This is a genomic window from Pseudomonas sp. BF-R-19, assembly GCF_019956445.1.
Taxonomy (GTDB): Bacteria; Pseudomonadota; Gammaproteobacteria; order Pseudomonadales; family Pseudomonadaceae; genus Aquipseudomonas; species Aquipseudomonas fluorescens_BH.
In genome coordinates this window covers 104,299-123,959 of the sequence record NZ_JAHBDN010000070.1, presented here as the reverse complement: position 1 = coordinate 123,959, position 19,661 = coordinate 104,299, and the positions used below count along the sequence as shown (strand labels likewise).

Here is a 19,661-nt window from a genome sequence, read left to right as displayed (position 1 = left end):
GGCTCATACGGTGAAGACCGGCACGGGGTTGCACCAGCGATCCTTGTATTCACGGTCGGCGCGACCGAAGGAAAAGCGCAACGGCTTGTCCTGCGCCCGGGCATGCTCCCAGGCACTTTGGGTATTGAGGAAACTCAACACACTGCCAGGACTGAACTCGCGAGTCTCGGGGTCGACCCCACCGTTGATGTACTCGACGCTGATCCACTGCGGAGTTTCGACGCGGTACACCAGTTGAATCGCAATCGGCGCATCGTTGAGGAAAATCACCGAGCCGATCAGCAACTCGCGCAGCAACTCGATGACCTCGGCCATGCGTTCGGCTCCCGTCGCAGGGAAGCCCCAGCGGCGCTGGAACAGGTCGCAGTAAATCGCCGCCAGCTCAGTGCTGGAAAATTCGGACACCGGCCGCACCACGCCACCGGCCTCTTCCAGCAAGCGCAATTCGCGGCGTTGGTTATAGCGAAATTTTTTCGACAATTCTTCGGGCGTGCGGGCCATGGCCAGTTGTTCGGTTTGCAACTTGATGCCAGTGAAACGGCCTTCGTTCAGCGCCGACAGATACCGCGCACGATGGCGCAAAGGCGCCTGGGTATCGGCAGCGGCCGGCAGGATGATCTCGGCGTTGCCCAGGTCGAAAAGACCTTTCTTGCCGCGACGCTTGAGCACGTCCTTGGACAAGGCCAGGTCGCGGCCCCAGGTCGGGATCGCCGCCTTGACCTCATCACCCTGCACCCAGGCCAGGTAACGCACCGGAATGTCGGCCAGTTGCGCCAGCCGCTCGACCACCACGGGATGAGTCGCGACGCTGCCGCCATAACGCTGCCAGGTTTCGGCGTAAGTCGAGGCGTCGACTACCGCCCAGCCACGCTCGCGCCAGCCTTGAAATCGGTTGAGCATCAGCCCCTCTGTGCCAGTTCGGTAACGTGCGGCAAGTGCCAGAAAGCATCGCGCACAGCGCGATCGGAGAAGCGTTCGCGCAAGCGCTCGAGCATCAACTCGGCACACTGCCGGCGTTGCTGATCATCCATGCCGAGCAGATGTTGCAGCCCCTGGGCCAGACGCTCGGCATCGCCCAACGGGAACAGGATGCCCACGCCTTCGACCACCTCTTTCGCTCCGCCGCACGCCGTGGCCAGCAAAGGAACACCAGCGGCCATGGCCTCCAGCAGCACCATGCCGAACGGTTCGTGATCGGAACTCAGGGCGAACACGTCAAAGGCCCGGAAGTAGTTACGCGCATCCGGCACCTGACCGAGGAACAGAACCCGGTCACCGATACCCAGTTCCCGGGCTTGGGCCTTGAGGTTTTCCTCCAGGCGCCCCTTGCCGAGAATCACCAACTGGCTGTTGCCGGGCAACCCCGGCAATGCCTCGGCGAAGCCCTGCAGCAATGTGGCCTGGTCCTTATCCGGATGCAGTCGTCCGACGTTGCCGACGATCCAGGCATCTGCCGCCAAACCGAGGGTTTCCCGGGCCTCGCGAGCCGACACCTGGGTCGCCTGCAAGGCGTCCACATCGATACGGTTGTACAAGGTCTGAATCCGCGAAGCCGGCCACTTCGGCAGGCATTGGCGCATGTCGTCGCGCACGGCGTCGGACACACCGAGCAAACTCAAACGCTTGCGAAAGATATGCGCGAACAGTTTGCGGCTGCCACGTTTGTAATCGTCAAAAGCGTGATGCACGCCAATCACCGGCAGCGACGTGCCGAGCAAGGCGATATAGATCGGCTTGAAGCGGTGGGCGATGCAGAAACTGAAGTTGCGCGACGCGGCGATCTTGCGCAGATCGCCGATGGCCCCCAGCTTCAGGCCACGAATGGCCTTGGAGCTGTACTCCATGAACAGCACTTCGTCGGAAGCGCAGCCCGCGGCGACTTCGGCATTGGCAACCCCGGTGAGAAACACCGTGGTCACTCGATAACCGGTCCCCGCGAACAGGCTGGCGTACTGCCGTGCGCAGTCCAGGAACGGCCCGTCATAGCCGTGGCAGAACTGCAGCACATGACGTTCAGCCGAACGTGTCATAGGCGTTTGCGCCCTCTTTGACCACCAGGATGTCTTCCATGATCAGATACTGTAGATCCGAACCGAAGAACATGTTCAGGGCGTCAGTCGGCGAGCAGATCATCGGTTCGCCGCGACGGTTGAGCGAGGTGTTGAGCGACACGCCGTTGCCGGTGAGCACTTCCAGCGCTTTCATCATGTCGTAGTAGCGCGGGTTGTATTCGCGCTTGAGCACCTGGGCGCGGGAGGTGCCATCTTCATGGACAACTTCCGGCACGCGGGTCTTCCATTCTTCCGCCACTTCGAAGGTGAAGGTCATGAACGGAGCCGGGTGATCGATCTTGATCATCTGCGGCGCCACGGTGTCGAGCATCGACGGGCAGAAAGGCCTCCAGCGCTCGCGGAACTTGATCTGGTGGTTGATGCGGTCAGCCACGCCCGCAATGCTCGGGCAACCGATGATCGAACGCCCGCCCAGTGCACGCGGACCGAACTCCATGCGGCCCTGGAACCAGGCCACCGGGTTGCCATCGACCATGATCTTGGCGATCTGCTCCGGCATGTTGTCGAGCTTGCGCCAGGTCGGCTTGTTCTCGTGACGGGCACATGCGGCAATCACGTCTTCGTTGCTGTACGACGGGCCGAGGTAGACGTGTTCCATCTTCTCGACCGGTACGCCACGGGCGTGGGACACATAGGCCGCTGCACCGACTGCTGTGCCGGCATCGCCGGATGCAGGCTGTACGAACAGCTCTTTGACGTCGTCGCGGGCAATGATTTTCTGGTTCAGCTTGACGTTCAACGCACAGCCACCGGCGTAGGCCAGTTTGCCGGTTTCCTTGAGCACGTCGCCCAGGTAGTGGTCGATCATCTGCAGCGAAATTTTTTCGAACAGCGCTTGAATGCTGGCGGCGTAGTGGATGTAAGGCTCGTCGGCGATGTCGCCTTCGCGCTTGGGACCCAGCCACTCGATCAGCTTCGGCGAGAAGTAATAACCCTTGCCCTTCTCTTTGTAGCGACGCAGGCCGATGACGTTGGCGTAGTCGGTGTTGATTACCAACTCGCCGTTTTCGAACGAAGCCAGGCGCGAGAAATCGTATTTGCTGGCGTCACCGTACGGCGCCATGCCCATGACCTTGAACTCACCGTCGAGCATATCGAAACCGAGGAACTCGGTGATCGCGCCATACAGGCCGCCGAGGGAGTCCGGATCGAAGAATTCCTTGATCTTGTGGATCTTGCCGTTTTCGCCGTAACCGAAGAAGGTCGTGGCATATTCGCCCTTGCCGTCGATGCCCAGGATCGCGGTTTTCTCTTTGAAACCGGAGCAGTGATAAGCGCTGGAGGCGTGGGCCAGGTGGTGTTCGACCGGCTCGATCTTGATCTTCTTCGGATCAAAACCCAGTTGCTCCAGGCACCAGACGATCTTGTTGCGATAGCGCTTGTAGCGACGGTTGCCCATCAGGATCGCGTCGAGTGCACGGTCCGGGGCGTACCAGTAACGCTTGGCATACTGCCAGCGGGCCTTGCCGAACAGGCTGATCGGGGCGAACGGGATCGCGACCACGTCGACATCGGACGGCTTGATACCGGCCTGTTCCAGGCAGAATTTCGCCGATTCGTAGGGCATGCGGTTCTTTGCATGTTTATCGCGTACGAAGCGCTCCTCTTCAGCCGCCGCGACCAGCTTGCCGTCGATATACAGGGCTGCGGAAGGATCATGGCTAAGGGCGCCGGACAGGCCAAGAATCGTCAATGCCACAGGGGTCTAGCCTCTTTAGTCTGCATGCAGGCGCAAGCGCCTCAAAAATTAATGTGCCCTCGCAATGGGCGAGAGACAGCTAAAGGGCGGGATTATAGCGTAAAAGCGGCGGCAAGCCTCTAGCCGCAAGCGGCAAGCAACTGCGGCGGGGACCTCGCGGTATTTTTATCCGCGCGCAGGTCGCCAATAGATAGAGATACTGCCGTCCACGCTTTGCCGGTAAATCGTGTACGGCAAGACCACGGTGTCCAGCGCGCCAGACAGGGCCAAGTCCACTAAAACGAGCGGCACAAGGAAACCCGTAGGGTCTGGTGGCGCATTTAATACACAGAAGTCGTAAGCCAGTCCGCTGTAGACCCGGGGAATGGACTGGCAATAGGTCTTTTGCCTGCGCAGCCCCTGCGCTGCGTCGGCTTCATCCTGCAGGACGGTGGCAGCGGTTCCGCAGCCCATTAGCGACACTGATAAAACACCCGCTGAAACTGCCATTTTGATCGTCACAGCCTGACCTCCGAGAACGTCAGGCAAACTAGCATCGGGGCGATTTGGGCCACAGTTCATGACTTCCCAAGATCGCGTAGGACGGATCACAAGAACCTGTCTGCTTTCTTGGTTGGTAGTTCCGACCCCTTCGCGAGCAAGCCCGCTCCCACAGGTTTTGTGTTCACCAACAACCCCTGTGGGAGCGAGCTTGCTCGCGATAGCGGTTTAAGCAGCGCCTGAGATGTCCTTGGGCAACCGCTGATCGATGACCTGGTAAAGGGCACTGCCTTCAGGCCAATTGCGCATGAACCGCGCGCGATCCCTGGCATACGCCGGGGCGAAACTGCCGAGAGAACCGTGCTGGCACATCGAGTCGAGGTCGATCAACGCCCAGCGATCCTGTTCCCAGAACAGGTTATGCCCCTTGAAGTCGCCATGGCTGATGCGTTCGCGAATCAACTCGGCAAACAGATGATCCAGTGCCACCAGCTCGGCTTCCGGTGCATCGCCACGCTCAACATACGGCGCAAAACGCTCGATGATGTCCGGCCCCGGCAGGTACTCGGTGATCAGGTAAGCCCGGCTGCGCAGCCACAGAAAACGCTTTTCCAGCAACGCCAGCGGCTTGGGCGTGGCAATCCCGAGGAACGCCAGGCGGTTGCCTTCGCGCCATGAATGCCAGGCCCGGCTCGGGCGCCAGAAGCGCTTGAGCCAGTGGGCAAAACCCTTGATGTTGTAGCGCTTGATCACCAGTGTGCGGCCATCCACCTCGACCTTGCCGACACTCGCCGCACCGCCGGTCTTGTACAGATGCCCCTGATCGAGCAAGGCGTCGGCCTGCTCCAGCACCGGCACCATCGACGACTCTTCCTCGCGGCGAATCGCCCGCAATCCGAAGGCCCCGCGCTGGACGCTGAACAGCGTGCACTCGCGGCCAACCTTGATCAGGAAGTCCTTGAGACGCCAACTGCGGACCTTGTCGATCTGCTTCTGCAGCGCTTCCATGGGCAAGGCGTGCTCGCCGTTGCTGAGCAGGTAATACACCAGCAACTCTTCAATGAAGGGTTCGATCGACTTCGGCAACTGGGCAAAGAACACCCCGAGGTTTTCCAGAACCTTCTGCCGGGACAGCGGCTGGCCAGGCGTCTCGCCGCAGATACCCGCGCCATCGATCAGGTACAGGCGACCGCCCTGGCGCAGCAAGTTGTCCAGATGCAGGTCTTCCTGCCACAGGCCCTTGCGATGCATCTGACCGATCGCACCCAACGCCTCGGCCAGCACCGCGCCTTGCCCATCGGACAGTACGGGCTGCTGCTCAACCTGCTTCCAGGTGTCGCCCAGGCTTTCGGCATGCTCAAGGAAATCAAACAGCAGCCAGCCACCCTCGCCTTCCTTCAGGCCATCGGCCAACAGCTGCGGCGTGGTCAGCCCTTGGGCAGAGAGCAGGCGCACGCCGTCCAGCTCACGCTGAAAATGCCGTGGGGCCTTGCTGCCGACCAGCAATTTGGCCAACACCGGCCGGCCACGCCAGACGCCGGCACCGACATAACGCTGCCCCGGCAACACCCGCAACAGGCTCAGCAGTTGTAGCTCGGCGGGGCCGGCGGCGTCGGCCAGCGAAACGCTCAGCGGCAAAACCGGATTGCGGCCGGCGGACTTCAACTCGGATAAACGCATCAGCGCGGCCCCTTCTGGCTGCGCCGAGCGGTCAAACGCTGCAGCCAGTTGTCGATCAGCGAGCTGTCCTGCGGTTGATCCAGATAGGCGGCCAGCAATTGCCGCAGTTGCGACTCACCCCACTCGGGCGCGCGACGCGTCAGCGGCTCCAGATCCTTGATTCGGTCACGCTGCCCGTACAGCAGCGGCCGGGTCTTTTCCAGATCGATCAATTGAGCCTGATAGCCATTGCCGGTGGCGCGCATGAAAATGTGCTTGGGATAGAAGCAACCATGCACCTGGCGTGCGGCGTGCAGTTGCCGGGCCAGTTCGCCACTGGCCTTGAGGATTTCCGAGTGCTGCTCAGGGCTCAATTGAGCCCAGCGCTGCAACAGCGAGTCGAGGTCGTCCCAACCGTCCAGGGCGCGGGTCAGCAGGATCGCGCGGACCTCGCCATTGACCTTGCGCTCCCCGTAGAACACCGCTTCCAGCGCCGGAATGCCCATCTTCCGGTAACGGGAGATGTTGCGAAACTCGCGAGCGAAACTCGGCTCGCCGAACGGCGCGCGCAAGGTGCGGGTCAGGTAGTTGCTTTGACGCTTGAGGTAGAAACCATGACCTTCCAGATCCAGCCGAAACACGCTGCTCCAGCCGCCGCGACCGGTGTTGGGTTCGTCCACCGCATCGAGCTGTTTGGCCCAGAGCGCCTCGAACGTGCCGAGGCCATGGCGCTCAAGCAGCGCACGGTCTTCAGCGGCCAGAAAATCAGTCATTCGCGTCCCTCGAAAAATCTCACCACGTGCCGGATGCGTTTCTTGTCCGAAGCATTGAGCCGGGTCCGGTTGCGGTATTGCAGGTAAAAGCGCAGGCGCTGGGTAGCCGACAGTTGATACTTGGCGACCTTGTCCAGGCACGCCAGATCCTTGGTAATACGGTACTTGAGCCAGAAACCGCGCCAGAAATCGCCGTTGGGGCAATCGATCAAAAACACTCGAGCCTCATCGTCGATCAGCAGGTTGCGCCACTTCAAATCATTATGGGTGAAGCGGTGGTCGTGCATGGTCCGGGTGTATTGGGCCAGCTGACGACTGACGGTATCGACCCAGGCGCGATCCGACAATTTCGGATCGCGCCGCTCGGCCAATGCCGACAAGTCTTCGGTACGCGGCAGCTCCCGGGTAATCATCGCGCCGCGAGCGTAGGCCGCACCACGTCGTTCCAGCCCCCAGGCCACCACTTCGGCAGTGGGGATGCCCCACTTGGCGAAGCGCTTGAGGTTCTGCCATTCCATCTTCACCCGAGGCTTGCCCAGGTAACGCCGCAAGCCTTTGCCAGCGCCCACATACCGTTTGACGTAATAGTTGACGCCATTGCGCTCGACACGGATGACCTCCGAGAGCACGTCACTGGTCAAACGCTCGCCTTGCAGCGCAAACACAGCCTCGAGGCTGCCAAAGTCATCGGCCAGCTCGCTGTAGGCCGGATCCAGTTTCCAACCCGACATCAGAGCGCATCCCCGTATCGCTGTTTACGCTCGTAGAGCTTGTTGGCCTTGCCGTCGAGCCAGCTCAGCAGCCCAGCTTCTTCGCTCAGGATCTGACGCAGCGGCTGCTGGAAATAGCCCTTGAGGAAACGCAGCTTGTCGCGGCGGGTCAGGCCAATGTCCAGGGCCGAAAAGTACAGGGCCGCCAGATCCTTGTTACGCCAGCGCGAGGTGATCGTCGGGCGGGTCTGGGCTCGGTGCAGGTCGATTACCGAAAGCTTGAAGTCATCAAAGGTCACCGGCTTGTCGGTGTGCAGCAGGAAATGGCAGATGTAGCAGTCGCGGTGGTTGACCCCGGCGCGGTGCATCATGCCGGTCATGCGTGCGACTTCGGCGATCAGCGCGCGCTTGAGTTTTGGCTCGGGCGGCTGCCGGATCCAGTTGATACTGAAGTCTTCGAGGCTGACCGTGGGCGCCAGCTCTTCGGTGACGATGAACGAGTGCTGGTCGGCCGGGTTGCTGCCCTTCTCGCCATACGCGACGGCGGTCATGGTCGGCACGCCGACTTCCTGCAGGCGCTGAATGGCCTTCCACTCCTGGCCTGCGCCGAGAACCGGCAACTTGGCGGTGAGCAGGTTCTTGAAGATTTCGCCCCAGCCGATGCCACGGTGGATTTTCACGAAAAACCCGTTGCCGTCGACTTCCGTGCGTAATGTCCGGCGCGCTTCCAGCTCGCGGTACACCTCGCCCTTGAGCCCCTCGACTTCGGCGAACGGGTCGCGTCCGGCCCAGAGGCTCTTGAACGGTTCAGCCAGCATCAACTTCATTTAAGCGTGCTCCGCCAGAATCACATCGGCCGCGTGCTGCGGCATGCTGTAGAGGTCGGCCGTTTCGGCGAAGGCCAGACCCTTGCGGCTCCAGGCCGCCCTTGCTTGAGCGTCGTTCAACATGCCGGTCAGGTACTGCGTCAGTTGTGCCTGATCGAACGGTTCGTCCAGCACCAGGCCCGCATCGGCCTCGGCAATGTAATGGGCGTAACCGCACACCGCGCTCACCAGCACCGGCAGGCCGGCCACCAGGGCTTCGAGCAGCACGGTGCCGGTATTTTCGTTGTACGCCGGATGGATCAACAGGTCGGCACCCAACAGGAAACGCGGAATATCGCTGCGCCCCTTGAGGAAGGTGACGTTGTCGCCCAGCCCCAATGTCGCGCTCTGCATCTGGAATAATTTGGGGTCGTCCTGGCCGATTACAAACAGGCGAGTGCGTTTCTTCAGATCAGCGGGCAATGCCGCCAATGCCTTGAGGCTGCGGTCCACGCCTTTGGTCTTGAACCCGGAGCCGATCTGCACCAGCAGCAGTTCGTCGTCCTTGAGATCGAACTCAGCGCGGAACCCTGCGCGAATTTCATCGGCATCGGCCGGTCGGCGACGGTCCTGGGCGATGCCCGGTGGCAGCAGGTGGAAGCGCTCCAGCGGCGTGTCGTAATGCTTGATGAACAACGGCTGCTGGACCTCGGAAATCATCAGCACTTCGGTCTTCGCCTCTTTGGCGAACACCGCCCGCTCGTATTCGGCGAAGTGGCGATAGCGGCCCCAACGGCGATACAGCGAGTTACGCAGGTTCTGTGCCTTGTCTTCGAAGCAGCCGTCGGCGGCGTAGTAGACGTCCAGGCCCGGCATCTTGTTGAAGCCGATCAGGCGGTCCACCGGGCGCTTGGCCAGGTCCGCCTCCATCCACTCGCTGAGCTTCTCGTTGCGGCGATGGTTGAAGAACGCCTTGACCGGCGCCACCAGCACTTCGAAACCCGGCGGTACGTCGCCTTCCCAGATCAGCGTGTAGACACGAATCTGATGGCCGCGCTTCTGGCACTCCAGGGCGATTCGCATGAAATCGCGCTGCAAGCCGCCAAACGGAAAATACTTGTACAAGACAAATGCCAATTGCATCAGCGCAGCTCCTCAGCCATTAACAACGTGCTCAGTCGGCTGGCGACACGCTCGGGATTCAGACGCGTGAAGCACAGGGGCCACTCGCGTTTCAGGTCAAACTGACGGCCATCTTCGGCCGTCGGTTGGTAAGTGCATTTCTTTTGCAGGCACGGCGCGCAAGGGAAGTCGCTGGCCATGTGAATCTGCACTTTGCCATAGGCGCCGGTCAGGCCCGGATTGGTCGGGCCGAACAGCGACAGCGTCGGCACATCCAGTGCGGCGGCCAGATGGCCCAGGCCGGTGTCCACCGCCACGCAGGCCTGTGCGCCCGCCAGCACCTTGCCGACACCGGCCAGGTTCAGTTTGGGCAACACTTCGGCGTGTTTGAAACCGGCAGCGATGCGCTCGGCCCGGGCTTTCTCCAGGGCATTGCCCCACGGCAACTTCACCCCGACACCCAGGTAGCCGACCCGTTCGGTCAGCTCACGCCAGTAGGCTTCGGGCCAGTGCTTGGTGTCCCAGGTGGTGCCATGCAGAAACACCACGTACGGATTCTTGCGCGGCAATTCCACCAGACGCTCGATATTCAGTCCGTAATCGCCCAGGCCTTTGGGCAAGTCATAGCCCAGCGCGATGGCGAACAACTGACGCACTCGCTCCACCGCGTGCTGCCCACGGGCAACGGCCAGGCGTCGATCGTAAAAGCGCGCAGCGATGGGCTCGCGCGCCGAGTTTTTATCGAGGCCGGCCACCGGGGCCTTGACGTAACGGGTCAGCCAGGCGCTTTTCAGCAAGCCCTGGGCGTCGATCACCAAGTCATATTGGGTGGCGCGAACGCTTTGCTTGAAGCGCTTCCACTCACCGCTCTTGATGGTCTGCCAGATGTTTTTGCGCCAGCGACGGATCGCTACCGGAATCACCTTGCCCACCGCCGGATGCCAGGTCGGGATCTCGGCAAAGCCTTCTTCCACCACCCAGTCGAATTTGATGCCGGGAATCGCCCGCGCCGCGTCGGTCAACGCCGGCAACGCGTGAATGACGTCGCCCAGCGAAGAAGTCTTGATCAACAGAACCCGCAAGCTATTTGACCTCGACCGGAGTGCCTTGCAACCGCTGCAAGGCTTCGTTCACGGCCTGCGGCATGAGCTGACGCAGGCAGTTGTAATGGCCGAAACGGCAGGTGCGATCGAAGCACGGGCTGCACTCGATGCCCAGGCGTACGATTTCGACATGCTCGGCCAACGGTGGCGTGAAACCCGGCGACGTCGAACCGTAGACCGCGACCAGCGGGCGGTTCAGCGCGGCGGCGACGTGCATCAGGCCGGAGTCGTTGGACACCACCGCATCGGCACAGGACATCAGGTCGATGGCTTCGGCCAGCGAGGTGCCGCCACTGAGGTTCACTGACTCTTCACGCAGACCGGGAATCAGCCGCGCGCGGATGTCTTCGCCCACGGCGTGATCGTTTTTCGAACCGAACAGCCAGACTTGCCAGCCTTCGCGGATCTTCGCTTCGGCAACCTTGGCGTAATGCTCGGATGGCCAGCGCTTGGACTCGCCGAACTCGGCACCGGGGCACAGGGCCAACACTGGGCGGTCGAGGGTCAGGCCGAATTTGGCCAGCGCCGCTTCGCGGGTAACCGGGTCGATCTGCAGTGTCGGACGCGGATAGGGTTTTGGCAGTTCAACGCCCGGCTCGTAAGCCAGGGCCATGAAGCGCTCGATCATCAGCGGATAACGATCCTTGTCCAGCGTGCGCACGTCATTGAGCAGGCCATAGCGAAATTCGCCACGCCAGCCGGTGCGTTTCGGGATGCCGGCAAAGAACGGCACCAGCGCCGACTTAAGGGAGTTGGGCAACAGGATCGCCTGGTCGTACAGGCCAGCCAGGGATTTGCCGATGCGCCGACGTGTCGCCAGCTCCAGGACACCGTGACCGAGCGGAAAGCTCAAGGCCTGGCGAACTTCGGGCATGCGCTCAAGAATCGGCCGGCTCCACTCGGGGGCCAGCACGTCGATTTCGCATTGCGGGTGGCGTTGTTTCAGACACTGGAAAAGTGTCTGCGCCATCACCATGTCACCGACCCAACTGGGCCCAACGATCAGAATTTTCATGTGGTTTCCATAAACGAACCGGGGAGGCCTACGCCTCCCCGCCTCGAAAATCTCTGCGGGAGCACGGCGGCTTGCGATGGGTCATCACCTTCAACATTGCTGTCGACTGTCACTCCGCTATCGCGAGCAGGCTCGCTCCCACATTGGGTATTTATGTACATCTATCTGCATGACATTGCAGATTTACTGTGGGAGCGAGCTTGCTCGCGATGAGGGCGTCACATCCAACATCAATGGTGACTGTACCTCCGCCATCGCGAGCAAGCTCGCTCCCACAGGGGATATTGGGCGTATCAAATATCCCGTTTCAGCTTAGCCCCAGCTCACGCCAGATCCGCATGACCTGCCGCCGTTCGTCCGTGAACTGGTCGCCCGGAATCACCCCGGGGTCCTTCTGCAAGGCCTGCCGGTGGGCGGCGGAGCGGTACGCTTTATACGCTTCACGCAACAGGCTGGCATCTTCGACGGGCATCAGCCCTTCATGCTCCAGCTCTTCCAGAATGCGGATGTTGTCCGTCCAGCGCAGCAATGGCGGGTGTGTTTCAGACCACGCCAGGGCGGCGTATTGCACCATAAATTCAATATCGACGATACCTCCGGCGTCCTGCTTGATATCGAACGGCGCCGTGGCTTCGAAGGCATTTGCCCCGGTGCCGGCCGCCGTGCTCTTGCTGCCGAGGTTATCGCGCATCTTGGCGCGCATCTCGCTGACCTCCTGGCGCAGGGTCGGTAGATCACGCGTCTTGCCCAATATCGCGGCGCGGACTTTCTCGAAGGCCTGGCCGACATCCTGACTGCCCACCAGCACTCGCGCCCGCACCAGCGCCTGGTGTTCCCAGGTCCAGGCTTCGTTCTCCTGATAACGGGCAAACGCCCCCAGGGAACTCACCAGCAAGCCCGACGCACCGGACGGCCGCAGACGCATGTCCACTTCATACAACTGCCCGGAGTTGGTCTGCGCCGTCAGCAAGTGAATGATCCGCTGCCCCAGCCGGGTGAAAAATTGCGCGCCATCAATGGGTTTGACGCCATCGGTTTCAGCCTGCGGATCGCCGTCGTGGATGAACACCAGGTCCAGGTCCGAACCATGCCCGAGTTCCAGGCCGCCGACTTTCCCATAACCGACAATGATGAAGCCGGGATCGCACAAGGTGCCGTCGGTGCGCAGCGGCGTGCCGTACTTGGCCACGGTTTGCCGCCAGGCCAGTGCCAGCACCTGCTCCAGGATCGCTTCGGCGAGCCAGGTCAGGTAATCGCTGACTTTCATCAGCGGCAGGCTGCCGGCGATTTCCGAAGCCGCCACCCGCAAGCGGTGCGCCAGCTTGAAGTGACGCAGGGCTTCCATCTGCTGTTCGAGGTCGTCCTCGGGAATCCGTGTCAGGCGCTCGCGCAATTCAGCCGCCAGTTCTGGCGCCAGTGGCGGTTTGAACAGCCGGCCTTCGTTGAGCAATTCGTCGAGCAGCAACGGGAAGCGGGTGATTTGCTCGGCGATCCACGGGCTCGCCGCGCACAGCGTCAGCAACCGCCGCAACGCACTGGGGTTCTCGGTTAGCAGCACCAGGTACGCGGAACGACGGGCCACGGCTTCGACCAGCGGCAGCACCCGTTCCAGTACCAGGTCCGGATTGTCATGTTCCACGGCCTGTGCCAGCAAACGCGGAATAAAAGCATCGAGACGTTCGCGACCCAGACGCTGCATTGCCCTCAATTGCGGGCTACCGCGCAATCCGGCCAGGGCTCTCAAGGCTTTGGGAGCATCCTTGAAACCACCCTCCTCCAGTTGGCGGCAAGCGGCCTCGTCGTCCTGGGCCTCTTCCCACAGCGGCAACCACTCACCGCCGACTACCACTTCACTTTCGGCGCCCTGCTCTTCATCAGGATCGGCGATCACCTGCCCGAAGTGCCAAGCCACGCGGCCGCGCCAATACATCAGTTGCTCGTGGAACGCCGTCCAGTTGGCGAAACCCAGCATAAAGGCAATGCGCGCCTGATCCTGCTCGCCAACGGGCAACATTTGCGTCTGGCGGTCGGCAATCGCCTGAATCGCGTGTTCGGTGTAACGCAGGAATTCGTAACCTTCACGCAGCTCGCTGATCACGGCCGGCGGCAGGTAACCCTGACCTTCCAGCGTGCTCAGCACCTTTAATAGTGGACGCTGTTGCAAGCTCAGATCGCGGCCGCCGTGGATCAACTGAAAGGCCTGGGCAATGAACTCGACTTCACGAATTCCGCCGGAACCGAGCTTGATGTTGTCGGCCATGCCCTTGCGCCGCACTTCCTGCTGGATCAGCTGCTTCATGGTGCGCAGCGCTTCGATGGCGGAAAAATCCAGGTAACGCCGGTAGACGAATGGCCGCAGCATGTCTTGCAGTTGCGCCCCGGCTACTTGATCCCCGGCCACCACCCGCGACTTGATCATCGCGTAGCGTTCCCAGTCGCGCCCCTGATCCTGGTAATACTGCTCCAGCGCGTTGAAGCTCAGCACCAGTGCGCCCGCCGAACCGTAGGGACGCAAGCGCATGTCGACGCGGAATACAAAGCCGTCGACCGTCATCGGGTCCAGGGCCTTGATCAGCCGCTGGCCGAGACGGATGAAAAACTCCTGGTTATCCAGCGGGCGTTTGACGCCGACGGTTTCGCCACCCTCGGGATAGGCGAAAATCAGGTCGATGTCCGACGACAGGTTCAACTCCACGGCACCGAGCTTGCCCATGCCGAGGATGACCATCTGCTGTGGCTCGCCACTGCGCCGGCCAGTCGGCACGCCGAACTGCTGGCAATGCCGCGTGTACAACCATTGATAGGCCTGATCGATGCTGGCATCGGCCATGTCCGAAAGGTCGCGACAGGTCTGGATCAAATCGGCCTGGCGGGTCAGGTCGCGCCAGATGATCCGCACCTGATGGCGCGCACGCTGGCGGCGCAAGGCGCGGCCAAGCAGATCGTCGGTCTCGGCCACGCTCACGGCGGCCGCGATCTGCCCGCACAACTCGCCGGGAGCGAAGCCGCGGTCCAGTTCGCCGGACTGCACCAGCTCCAGCAACATCAAAGGGTCACGAACACACTGTTCAATCACGAAATCGCTGGCGGCGGTGACGCGGGCAAATTGCGCCCAGCGTTCCGGCGTCCAGGCAGACAGCCCGTGGTCATCGTCCAGAGCGGCGACGGCAGCCCGGAACGACTGCTCGGCGCGGGTGATAAACGGCAGGAGAATGGCGGGCAGTTCGGCAAGCGAAGGGAGGCTCATGGTCTATCCTTGATCGGCGTACAACGGACTGCATGTAGTGGTTTGCGAAAACCCACTACCTGAGGGACTGTCGAACAAAAGTTAGAAATAGCTGAAATTTCTTTAATTTTGGCAGCCAGCATCAAGCTTTTACCTTCTGTAGTTGGAAAAAGACCAACCTTAACGATTATTCTCACAACGCAGCCGGGGGCCACAAGCCGCTCTTCTGTAGTTTTACTACTCGTATATACATTAGCCGGGCTGAAATGCCGGAAGATTTGTAGTAAAACTACACGCCGCCGGAACAACCTATCGGCAATCCAAGAATTTATATCGTCTGCCCACAAGGCCAGTCGCAAACTCAGGCAACCGATTCTGGAAGCCTTTCCGCCCTGGAGCAAGCCATGCAAGACCTCGATCCCGTCGAAACCCAGGAATGGCTGGACGCCCTGGAATCGGTTCTCGACAAAGAAGGCGAAGACCGTGCTCACTATCTGATGACCCGTATGGGTGAACTGGCGACCCGCAGCGGTTCGCAGTTGCCTTACGCCATCACCACGCCTTACCGCAACACCATCCCGGTAACCCACGAAGCACGCATGCCTGGCGACCTGTTCATGGAACGCCGCATTCGCTCGCTGGTACGCTGGAACGCGATGGCCATGGTAATGCGTACGAACCTGAAAGATTCTGACCTCGGCGGTCACATCTCCAGCTTCGCCTCCAGTGCGACCCTGTATGACATCGGCTTCAACTACTTCTTCCAGGCCCCGAGCGACGAACACGGCGGCGACCTGATCTACTTCCAGGGCCACACCTCGCCAGGCGTTTACGCCCGCGCATTCATGGAAGGCCGCATCACCGAAGACCAGATGAACAACTTCCGCCAGGAAGTCGACGGTCAGGGCCTGTCGTCCTACCCGCACCCTTGGCTGATGCCTGACTTCTGGCAGTTCCCGACTGTATCCATGGGTCTGGGCCCGATCCAGGCGATCTACCAGGCACGCTTCATGAAGTACCTGGAACACCGTGGCTTCATTCCTGCCGGCAAGCAAAAAGTCTGGTGCTTCCTGGGCGACGGCGAGTGCGACGAACCAGAATCCCTGGGCGCGATCTCCCTGGCCGGCCGCGAGAAGCTCGACAACCTGATCTTCGTCATCAACTGCAACCTGCAGCGCCTCGACGGCCCGGTTCGCGGCAACGGCAAGATCATCCAGGAACTCGAAGGCGTGTTCCGCGGTGCTCAGTGGAACGTGACCAAAGTCATCTGGGGCCGTTTCTGGGACCCACTGCTGGCCAAGGACGTCGACGGCATCCTGCAACGTCGCATGGACGAAGTCATCGACGGCGAGTACCAGAACTACAAAGCCAAAGACGGCGCGTTCGTGCGTGAGCACTTCTTCAACACGCCTGAACTCAAGGCAATGGTCGAAGACCTGTCCGACGACGAGATCTGGAAACTCAATCGTGGCGGCCACGACCCGTACAAGGTCTACGCGGCGTACCACGAAGCGGTCAACCACAAAGAACAACCGACCGTGATCCTGGCCAAGACCATCAAGGGTTATGGCACCGGTGCCGGCGAAGCGAAAAACACCGCGCACAACACCAAGAAGGTCGATGTCGAAAGCCTGAAGTTGTTCCGCGACCGCTTCGACATCCCGGTCAAGGACGATGAACTGGAAAACCTGCCATTCTTCAAACCGGAAGAAGGCAGCGCCGAAGCCCGTTACCTGAGCGAGCGCCGTACCGCACTGGGCGGCTTCGTACCTCAGCGTCGCGCCAAGAGCTTCAACATCCCGACTCCGCCACTGGACACCCTCAAGGCGATCCTGGACGGCTCGGGCGACCGCGAAATCTCCACCACCATGGCCTTCGTGCGGATCCTCGCGCAACTGGTCAAGGACAAGGAAATCGGCCCGCGCATCGTGCCGATCATCCCGGACGAAGCCCGTACCTTCGGTATGGAAGGCATGTTCCGTCAGTTGGGCATCTACTCCTCCGTCGGCCAGCTCTACGAGCCAGTCGATAAAGACCAGGTGATGTTCTACAAGGAAGACCAGAAGGGCCAGATCCTCGAAGAAGGCATCAACGAAGCGGGCGCCATGAGCTCCTTCATCGCTGCCGGTACTTCGTACTCCAGCCACAACCAGCCGATGCTGCCGTTCTACATTTTCTACTCGATGTTCGGCTTCCAGCGTATCGGCGACCTGGCATGGGCCGCTGGCGACAGCCGCACCCGTGGCTTCCTGATCGGCGGCACCGCCGGCCGTACCACCCTGAACGGTGAAGGCCTGCAACACGAAGACGGTCACAGCCACCTGCTGGCCGCGACCATCCCGAACTGCCGCACTTACGATCCAACCTACGGCTACGAGCTGGCGGTGATCATTCAGGACGGCATGAAGAAGATGACCGAAGAGCAACAGGACGTCTTCTACTACATCACCGTGATGAACGAGTCGTACCAGCAGCCAGCCATGCCGGCCGGTGCCGAAGAAGGCATCAAGAAAGGCATGTACCTGCTCGAAGAAGACAACCGCGAAGCGGCGCACCACGTTCAGCTGATGGGCTCCGGCACCATCCTGCGTGAAGTGCGTGAAGCAGCGAAGATCCTGCGCGAAGAATTCAACGTCGGCGCCGACGTGTGGAGCGTTACCAGCTTCAACGAACTGCGTCGCGACGGCCTGGCCGTTGAGCGCACCAACCGTCTGCACCCTGGCCAGAAGCCTAAGCTGAGCTACGTCGAAGAGTGTCTGAACGGCCGTAAAGGTCCGGTCATCGCGTCTACCGACTACATGAAACTGTTCGCCGAGCAGATCCGTCAGTGGGTACCGTCCAAGGAATTCAAAGTCCTGGGCACCGACGGTTTCGGCCGCAGCGACAGCCGCAAGAAACTGCGTCATTTCTTCGAAGTCGACCGTCATTTCGTGGTGTTGGCAGCCCTGGAAGCACTGGCTGACCGTGGCGACATCGAACCTAAGGTTGTGGCCGAGGCCATCGCCAAGTTCGGTATCAACCCGGAAAAACGCAACCCACTGGACTGCTGAGGAGAGATTCTGTGAGCGAACTCATTCGCGTACCTGACATCGGCAGCGGTGAAGGTGAAGTAATTGAACTGTTTGTAAAGGTCGGCGACCGTATCGAAGCCGACCAGAGCATCCTGACACTTGAGTCGGACAAGGCGAGCATGGAAGTGCCTGCGCCGAAGGCCGGTATCATCAAGAGCCTGAAAGTGAAGCTGGGCGATCGCCTGAAAGAAGGCGACGAACTGCTGGAGCTGGAAGTCGAAGGTGCCGCTGCTGCGGCTCCTGCGGCTGCCGCTGCGCCAGCCGCCAAGGCTGAAGCCAAACCGGCTGCCGCACCTGCCGCCGCCCCTGCTCCTGCTGCGCCGGCTGCTGCTGCCAGCGTTCAGCAAGTGCACGTGCCGGACATCGGTTCGTCGGGCAAGGCCCAGATCATCGAGATCCAGGTCAAGGTCGGCGACACCGTCGCGGCTGATCAGTCGTTGATCACCCTGGAATCCGACAAGGCGAGCATGGAAATCCCGTCGCCTGCCGCTGGCGTGGTCAAGGCCATCAGCGTCAAGCTCAACGACGAAGTCGGCACCGGCGACCTGATCCTGGATCTGGAAGTGGCAGGTGCTGCTGCACCGGCTGCTGCTCCGGCCCAGGCTGCCGCTCCAGCTGCCGCCGCTGCGCCTGCTCCTGTAGCAGCTCCGGCTGCACCGGTTGCCGACAGCGTTCAGGACATCCACGTTCCGGACATCGGCTCGTCGGGCAAGGCCAAGATCATCGAAGTCCTGGTCAAGGCCGGCGACACCGTTGTGGCCGACCAGTCGCTGATCACCCTGGAATCCGACAAGGCGAGCATGGAAATCCCGTCGCCAACCGCTGGCGTGGTGGAAAGCGTTTCCATCAAGCTCGATGACGAAGTCGGTACCGGCGACCTGATCCTCAAGCTGAAAGTCAAAGGCGCTGCACCGGCCGCACCTGTTGCTGCGACCGCACCTGCCGCTGTTGCACCTGCCGCCGCACCTGTTGCTGCCCCGGTTGCCGCTCCAGCCAAGCCTGACGCGAAAGTTCACGCCGGCCCTGCCGTGCGTCAACTGGCCCGTGAATTCGGCGTCGAGCTGAACGCAGTGGGTGCCAGCGGTCCGCACGGTCGCATCCTGAAAGAAGACGTGCAGGTTTACGTCAAGGCCATGATGCAGAAGGCCAAGGAAGCACCGGCCGCTGCTGCTGGCGCAACCGGTGGCGCGGGCATCCCGCCGATTCCGGTCGTGGACTTCAGCCGCTTCGGTGAAATCGAAGAAGTGCCGATGACCCGCCTGATGCAGGTCGGCGCCGCCAACCTGCACCGCAGCTGGCTGAACGTGCCGCACGTGACGCAATTCGACTCGGCGGATATCACCGAACTCGAAGCGTTCCGTGTTGCCCAGAAAGCCGTTGCAGAGAAGGCTGGCGTCAAGCTGACCATCCTGCCGTTGCTGCTCAAGACCTGCGCGCACCTGCTCAAGGAACTGCCGGACTTCAACAGCTCGCTGGCGCCAAGCGGCAAAGCGATCATCCGCAAGAAATACGTAAACATCGGCTTCGCCGTCGACACCCCGGATGGCCTGCTGGTACCGGTCATCAAGAACGTCGACCAGAAGAGCCTGCTGCAACTGGCCGCCGAGGCTGCTTCCCTGGCTGAAAAAGCCCGGACCAAGAAGCTCTCGTCGGACGAGATGCAAGGCGCGTGCTTCACCATTTCCAGCCTCGGCCACATTGGCGGCACCGGCTTCACGCCGATCGTCAACGCACCGGAAGTGGCGATCCTCGGTGTTTCCAAGGCAACCATCCAGCCAGTCTGGGACGGCAAAGCCTTCCAGCCGAAACTGATGCTGCCGCTGTCGCTGTCCTACGATCACCGTGTGATCAACGGTGCCGCTGCTGCACGCTTCACCAAGCGTCTGAGCGACCTGCTGGGCGACATCCGCACCATGCTCCTGTAA

14 protein-coding genes are annotated in these 19,661 nt (G+C 61.2%); 2 read left to right on the top strand and 12 right to left on the bottom strand.

What is annotated here, in order from left to right; genetic code table 11:
* Positions 1 to 3: 3 nt before the first annotated feature.
* The 12 genes from KGB28_RS20480 to glnE form a co-directional block, all read right to left on the bottom strand.
* The gene (locus KGB28_RS20480) at positions 4 to 900 is read right to left on the bottom strand and encodes an antimicrobial resistance protein Mig-14 (protein WP_150756755.1); all 897 of its coding nucleotides are present in this window, start codon (positions 898 to 900) and stop codon (positions 4 to 6) included.
* On the bottom strand, positions 900 to 2,030 hold the full coding sequence (locus KGB28_RS20475; protein ID WP_223447542.1) for a glycosyltransferase: 1,131 nt from the start codon (positions 2,028 to 2,030) through the stop codon (positions 900 to 902). The genes KGB28_RS20480 and KGB28_RS20475 overlap by 1 nt, the downstream gene beginning before the upstream one ends.
* Positions 2,014 to 3,771 (bottom strand): carbamoyltransferase, encoded by a 1,758-nt coding sequence (locus tag KGB28_RS20470; protein WP_150727926.1) that lies wholly within the window; start codon positions 3,769 to 3,771, stop codon positions 2,014 to 2,016. Before KGB28_RS20470 ends, KGB28_RS20475 begins: the two co-directional genes overlap by 17 nt.
* 165 nt (positions 3,772 to 3,936) lie before the next feature.
* On the bottom strand, positions 3,937 to 4,272 hold the full coding sequence (locus tag KGB28_RS20465) for a YceK/YidQ family lipoprotein (RefSeq protein WP_223447540.1): 336 nt from the start codon (positions 4,270 to 4,272) through the stop codon (positions 3,937 to 3,939).
* 207 nt (positions 4,273 to 4,479) lie between these two features.
* A complete protein-coding gene (locus tag KGB28_RS20460) occupies positions 4,480 to 5,931 on the bottom strand; it encodes a lipopolysaccharide kinase InaA family protein (RefSeq protein WP_223447538.1) in 1,452 nt (483 codons plus the stop codon).
* Complete coding sequence (locus tag KGB28_RS20455) at positions 5,931 to 6,683, bottom strand: lipopolysaccharide kinase InaA family protein (protein WP_223447536.1); 753 nt, start codon at positions 6,681 to 6,683, stop codon at positions 5,931 to 5,933. Before KGB28_RS20455 ends, KGB28_RS20460 begins: the two co-directional genes overlap by 1 nt.
* Positions 6,680 to 7,414: a lipopolysaccharide kinase InaA family protein gene (locus tag KGB28_RS20450; RefSeq protein ID WP_150754782.1), complete on the bottom strand. Its 735-nt coding sequence runs from the start codon at positions 7,412 to 7,414 to the stop codon at positions 6,680 to 6,682. The genes KGB28_RS20455 and KGB28_RS20450 overlap by 4 nt, the downstream gene beginning before the upstream one ends.
* Positions 7,414 to 8,220: a lipopolysaccharide core heptose(I) kinase RfaP gene (gene rfaP, locus KGB28_RS20445; RefSeq protein ID WP_223447534.1), complete on the bottom strand. Its 807-nt coding sequence runs from the start codon at positions 8,218 to 8,220 to the stop codon at positions 7,414 to 7,416. Before rfaP ends, KGB28_RS20450 begins: the two co-directional genes overlap by 1 nt.
* Positions 8,221 to 9,342 (bottom strand): glycosyltransferase family 4 protein, encoded by a 1,122-nt coding sequence (locus KGB28_RS20440; protein WP_223447532.1) that lies wholly within the window; start codon positions 9,340 to 9,342, stop codon positions 8,221 to 8,223.
* Positions 9,342 to 10,403 carry a lipopolysaccharide heptosyltransferase I gene (gene waaC, locus KGB28_RS20435; RefSeq protein WP_223447530.1) on the bottom strand — a complete coding sequence of 354 codons (1,062 nt, stop codon included), beginning with the start codon at positions 10,401 to 10,403 and terminating at the stop codon, positions 9,342 to 9,344. Before waaC ends, KGB28_RS20440 begins: the two co-directional genes overlap by 1 nt.
* Position 10,404: 1 nt before the next feature.
* Positions 10,405 to 11,439 carry a lipopolysaccharide heptosyltransferase II gene (waaF, locus tag KGB28_RS20430; RefSeq protein ID WP_223447528.1) on the bottom strand — a complete coding sequence of 345 codons (1,035 nt, stop codon included), beginning with the start codon at positions 11,437 to 11,439 and terminating at the stop codon, positions 10,405 to 10,407.
* Between the two features lie 307 nt (positions 11,440 to 11,746).
* A complete protein-coding gene (gene glnE / locus KGB28_RS20425) occupies positions 11,747 to 14,686 on the bottom strand; it encodes a bifunctional [glutamate--ammonia ligase]-adenylyl-L-tyrosine phosphorylase/[glutamate--ammonia-ligase] adenylyltransferase (RefSeq protein ID WP_223447526.1) in 2,940 nt (979 codons plus the stop codon).
* A gap of 383 nt (positions 14,687 to 15,069) precedes the next feature.
* Here glnE and aceE point away from each other — a divergent pair, with 383 nt between their 5' ends.
* Positions 15,070 to 17,715: a pyruvate dehydrogenase (acetyl-transferring), homodimeric type gene (aceE, locus tag KGB28_RS20420; RefSeq protein WP_223447524.1), complete on the top strand. Its 2,646-nt coding sequence runs from the start codon at positions 15,070 to 15,072 to the stop codon at positions 17,713 to 17,715.
* A gap of 11 nt (positions 17,716 to 17,726) precedes the next feature.
* A complete protein-coding gene (aceF, locus tag KGB28_RS20415) occupies positions 17,727 to 19,661 on the top strand; it encodes a dihydrolipoyllysine-residue acetyltransferase (protein WP_223447522.1) in 1,935 nt (644 codons plus the stop codon).

Bases quoted from the DNA above. Each gene is read 5' to 3' on its own strand.
- KGB28_RS20480 (WP_150756755.1), bottom strand. From the start codon at position 900: ATGCTCAACCGATTTCAAGGCTGGCGCGAGCGTGGCTGGGCGGTAGTC.
- KGB28_RS20475 (WP_223447542.1), bottom strand. From the start codon at position 2,030: ATGACACGTTCGGCTGAACGTCATGTGCTGCAGTTCTGCCACGGCTAT.
- KGB28_RS20460 (WP_223447538.1), bottom strand. From the start codon at position 5,931: ATGCGTTTATCCGAGTTGAAGTCCGCCGGCCGCAATCCGGTTTTGCCG.
- KGB28_RS20455 (WP_223447536.1), bottom strand. From the start codon at position 6,683: ATGACTGATTTTCTGGCCGCTGAAGACCGTGCGCTGCTTGAGCGCCAT.
- KGB28_RS20450 (WP_150754782.1), bottom strand. From the start codon at position 7,414: ATGTCGGGTTGGAAACTGGATCCGGCCTACAGCGAGCTGGCCGATGAC.
- rfaP (WP_223447534.1), bottom strand. From the start codon at position 8,220: ATGAAGTTGATGCTGGCTGAACCGTTCAAGAGCCTCTGGGCCGGACGC.
- KGB28_RS20440 (WP_223447532.1), bottom strand. From the start codon at position 9,342: ATGCAATTGGCATTTGTCTTGTACAAGTATTTTCCGTTTGGCGGCTTG.
- waaF (WP_223447528.1), bottom strand. From the start codon at position 11,439: ATGAAAATTCTGATCGTTGGGCCCAGTTGGGTCGGTGACATGGTGATG.
- glnE (WP_223447526.1), bottom strand. From the start codon at position 14,686: ATGAGCCTCCCTTCGCTTGCCGAACTGCCCGCCATTCTCCTGCCGTTT.
- aceE (WP_223447524.1), top strand. From the start codon at position 15,070: ATGCAAGACCTCGATCCCGTCGAAACCCAGGAATGGCTGGACGCCCTG.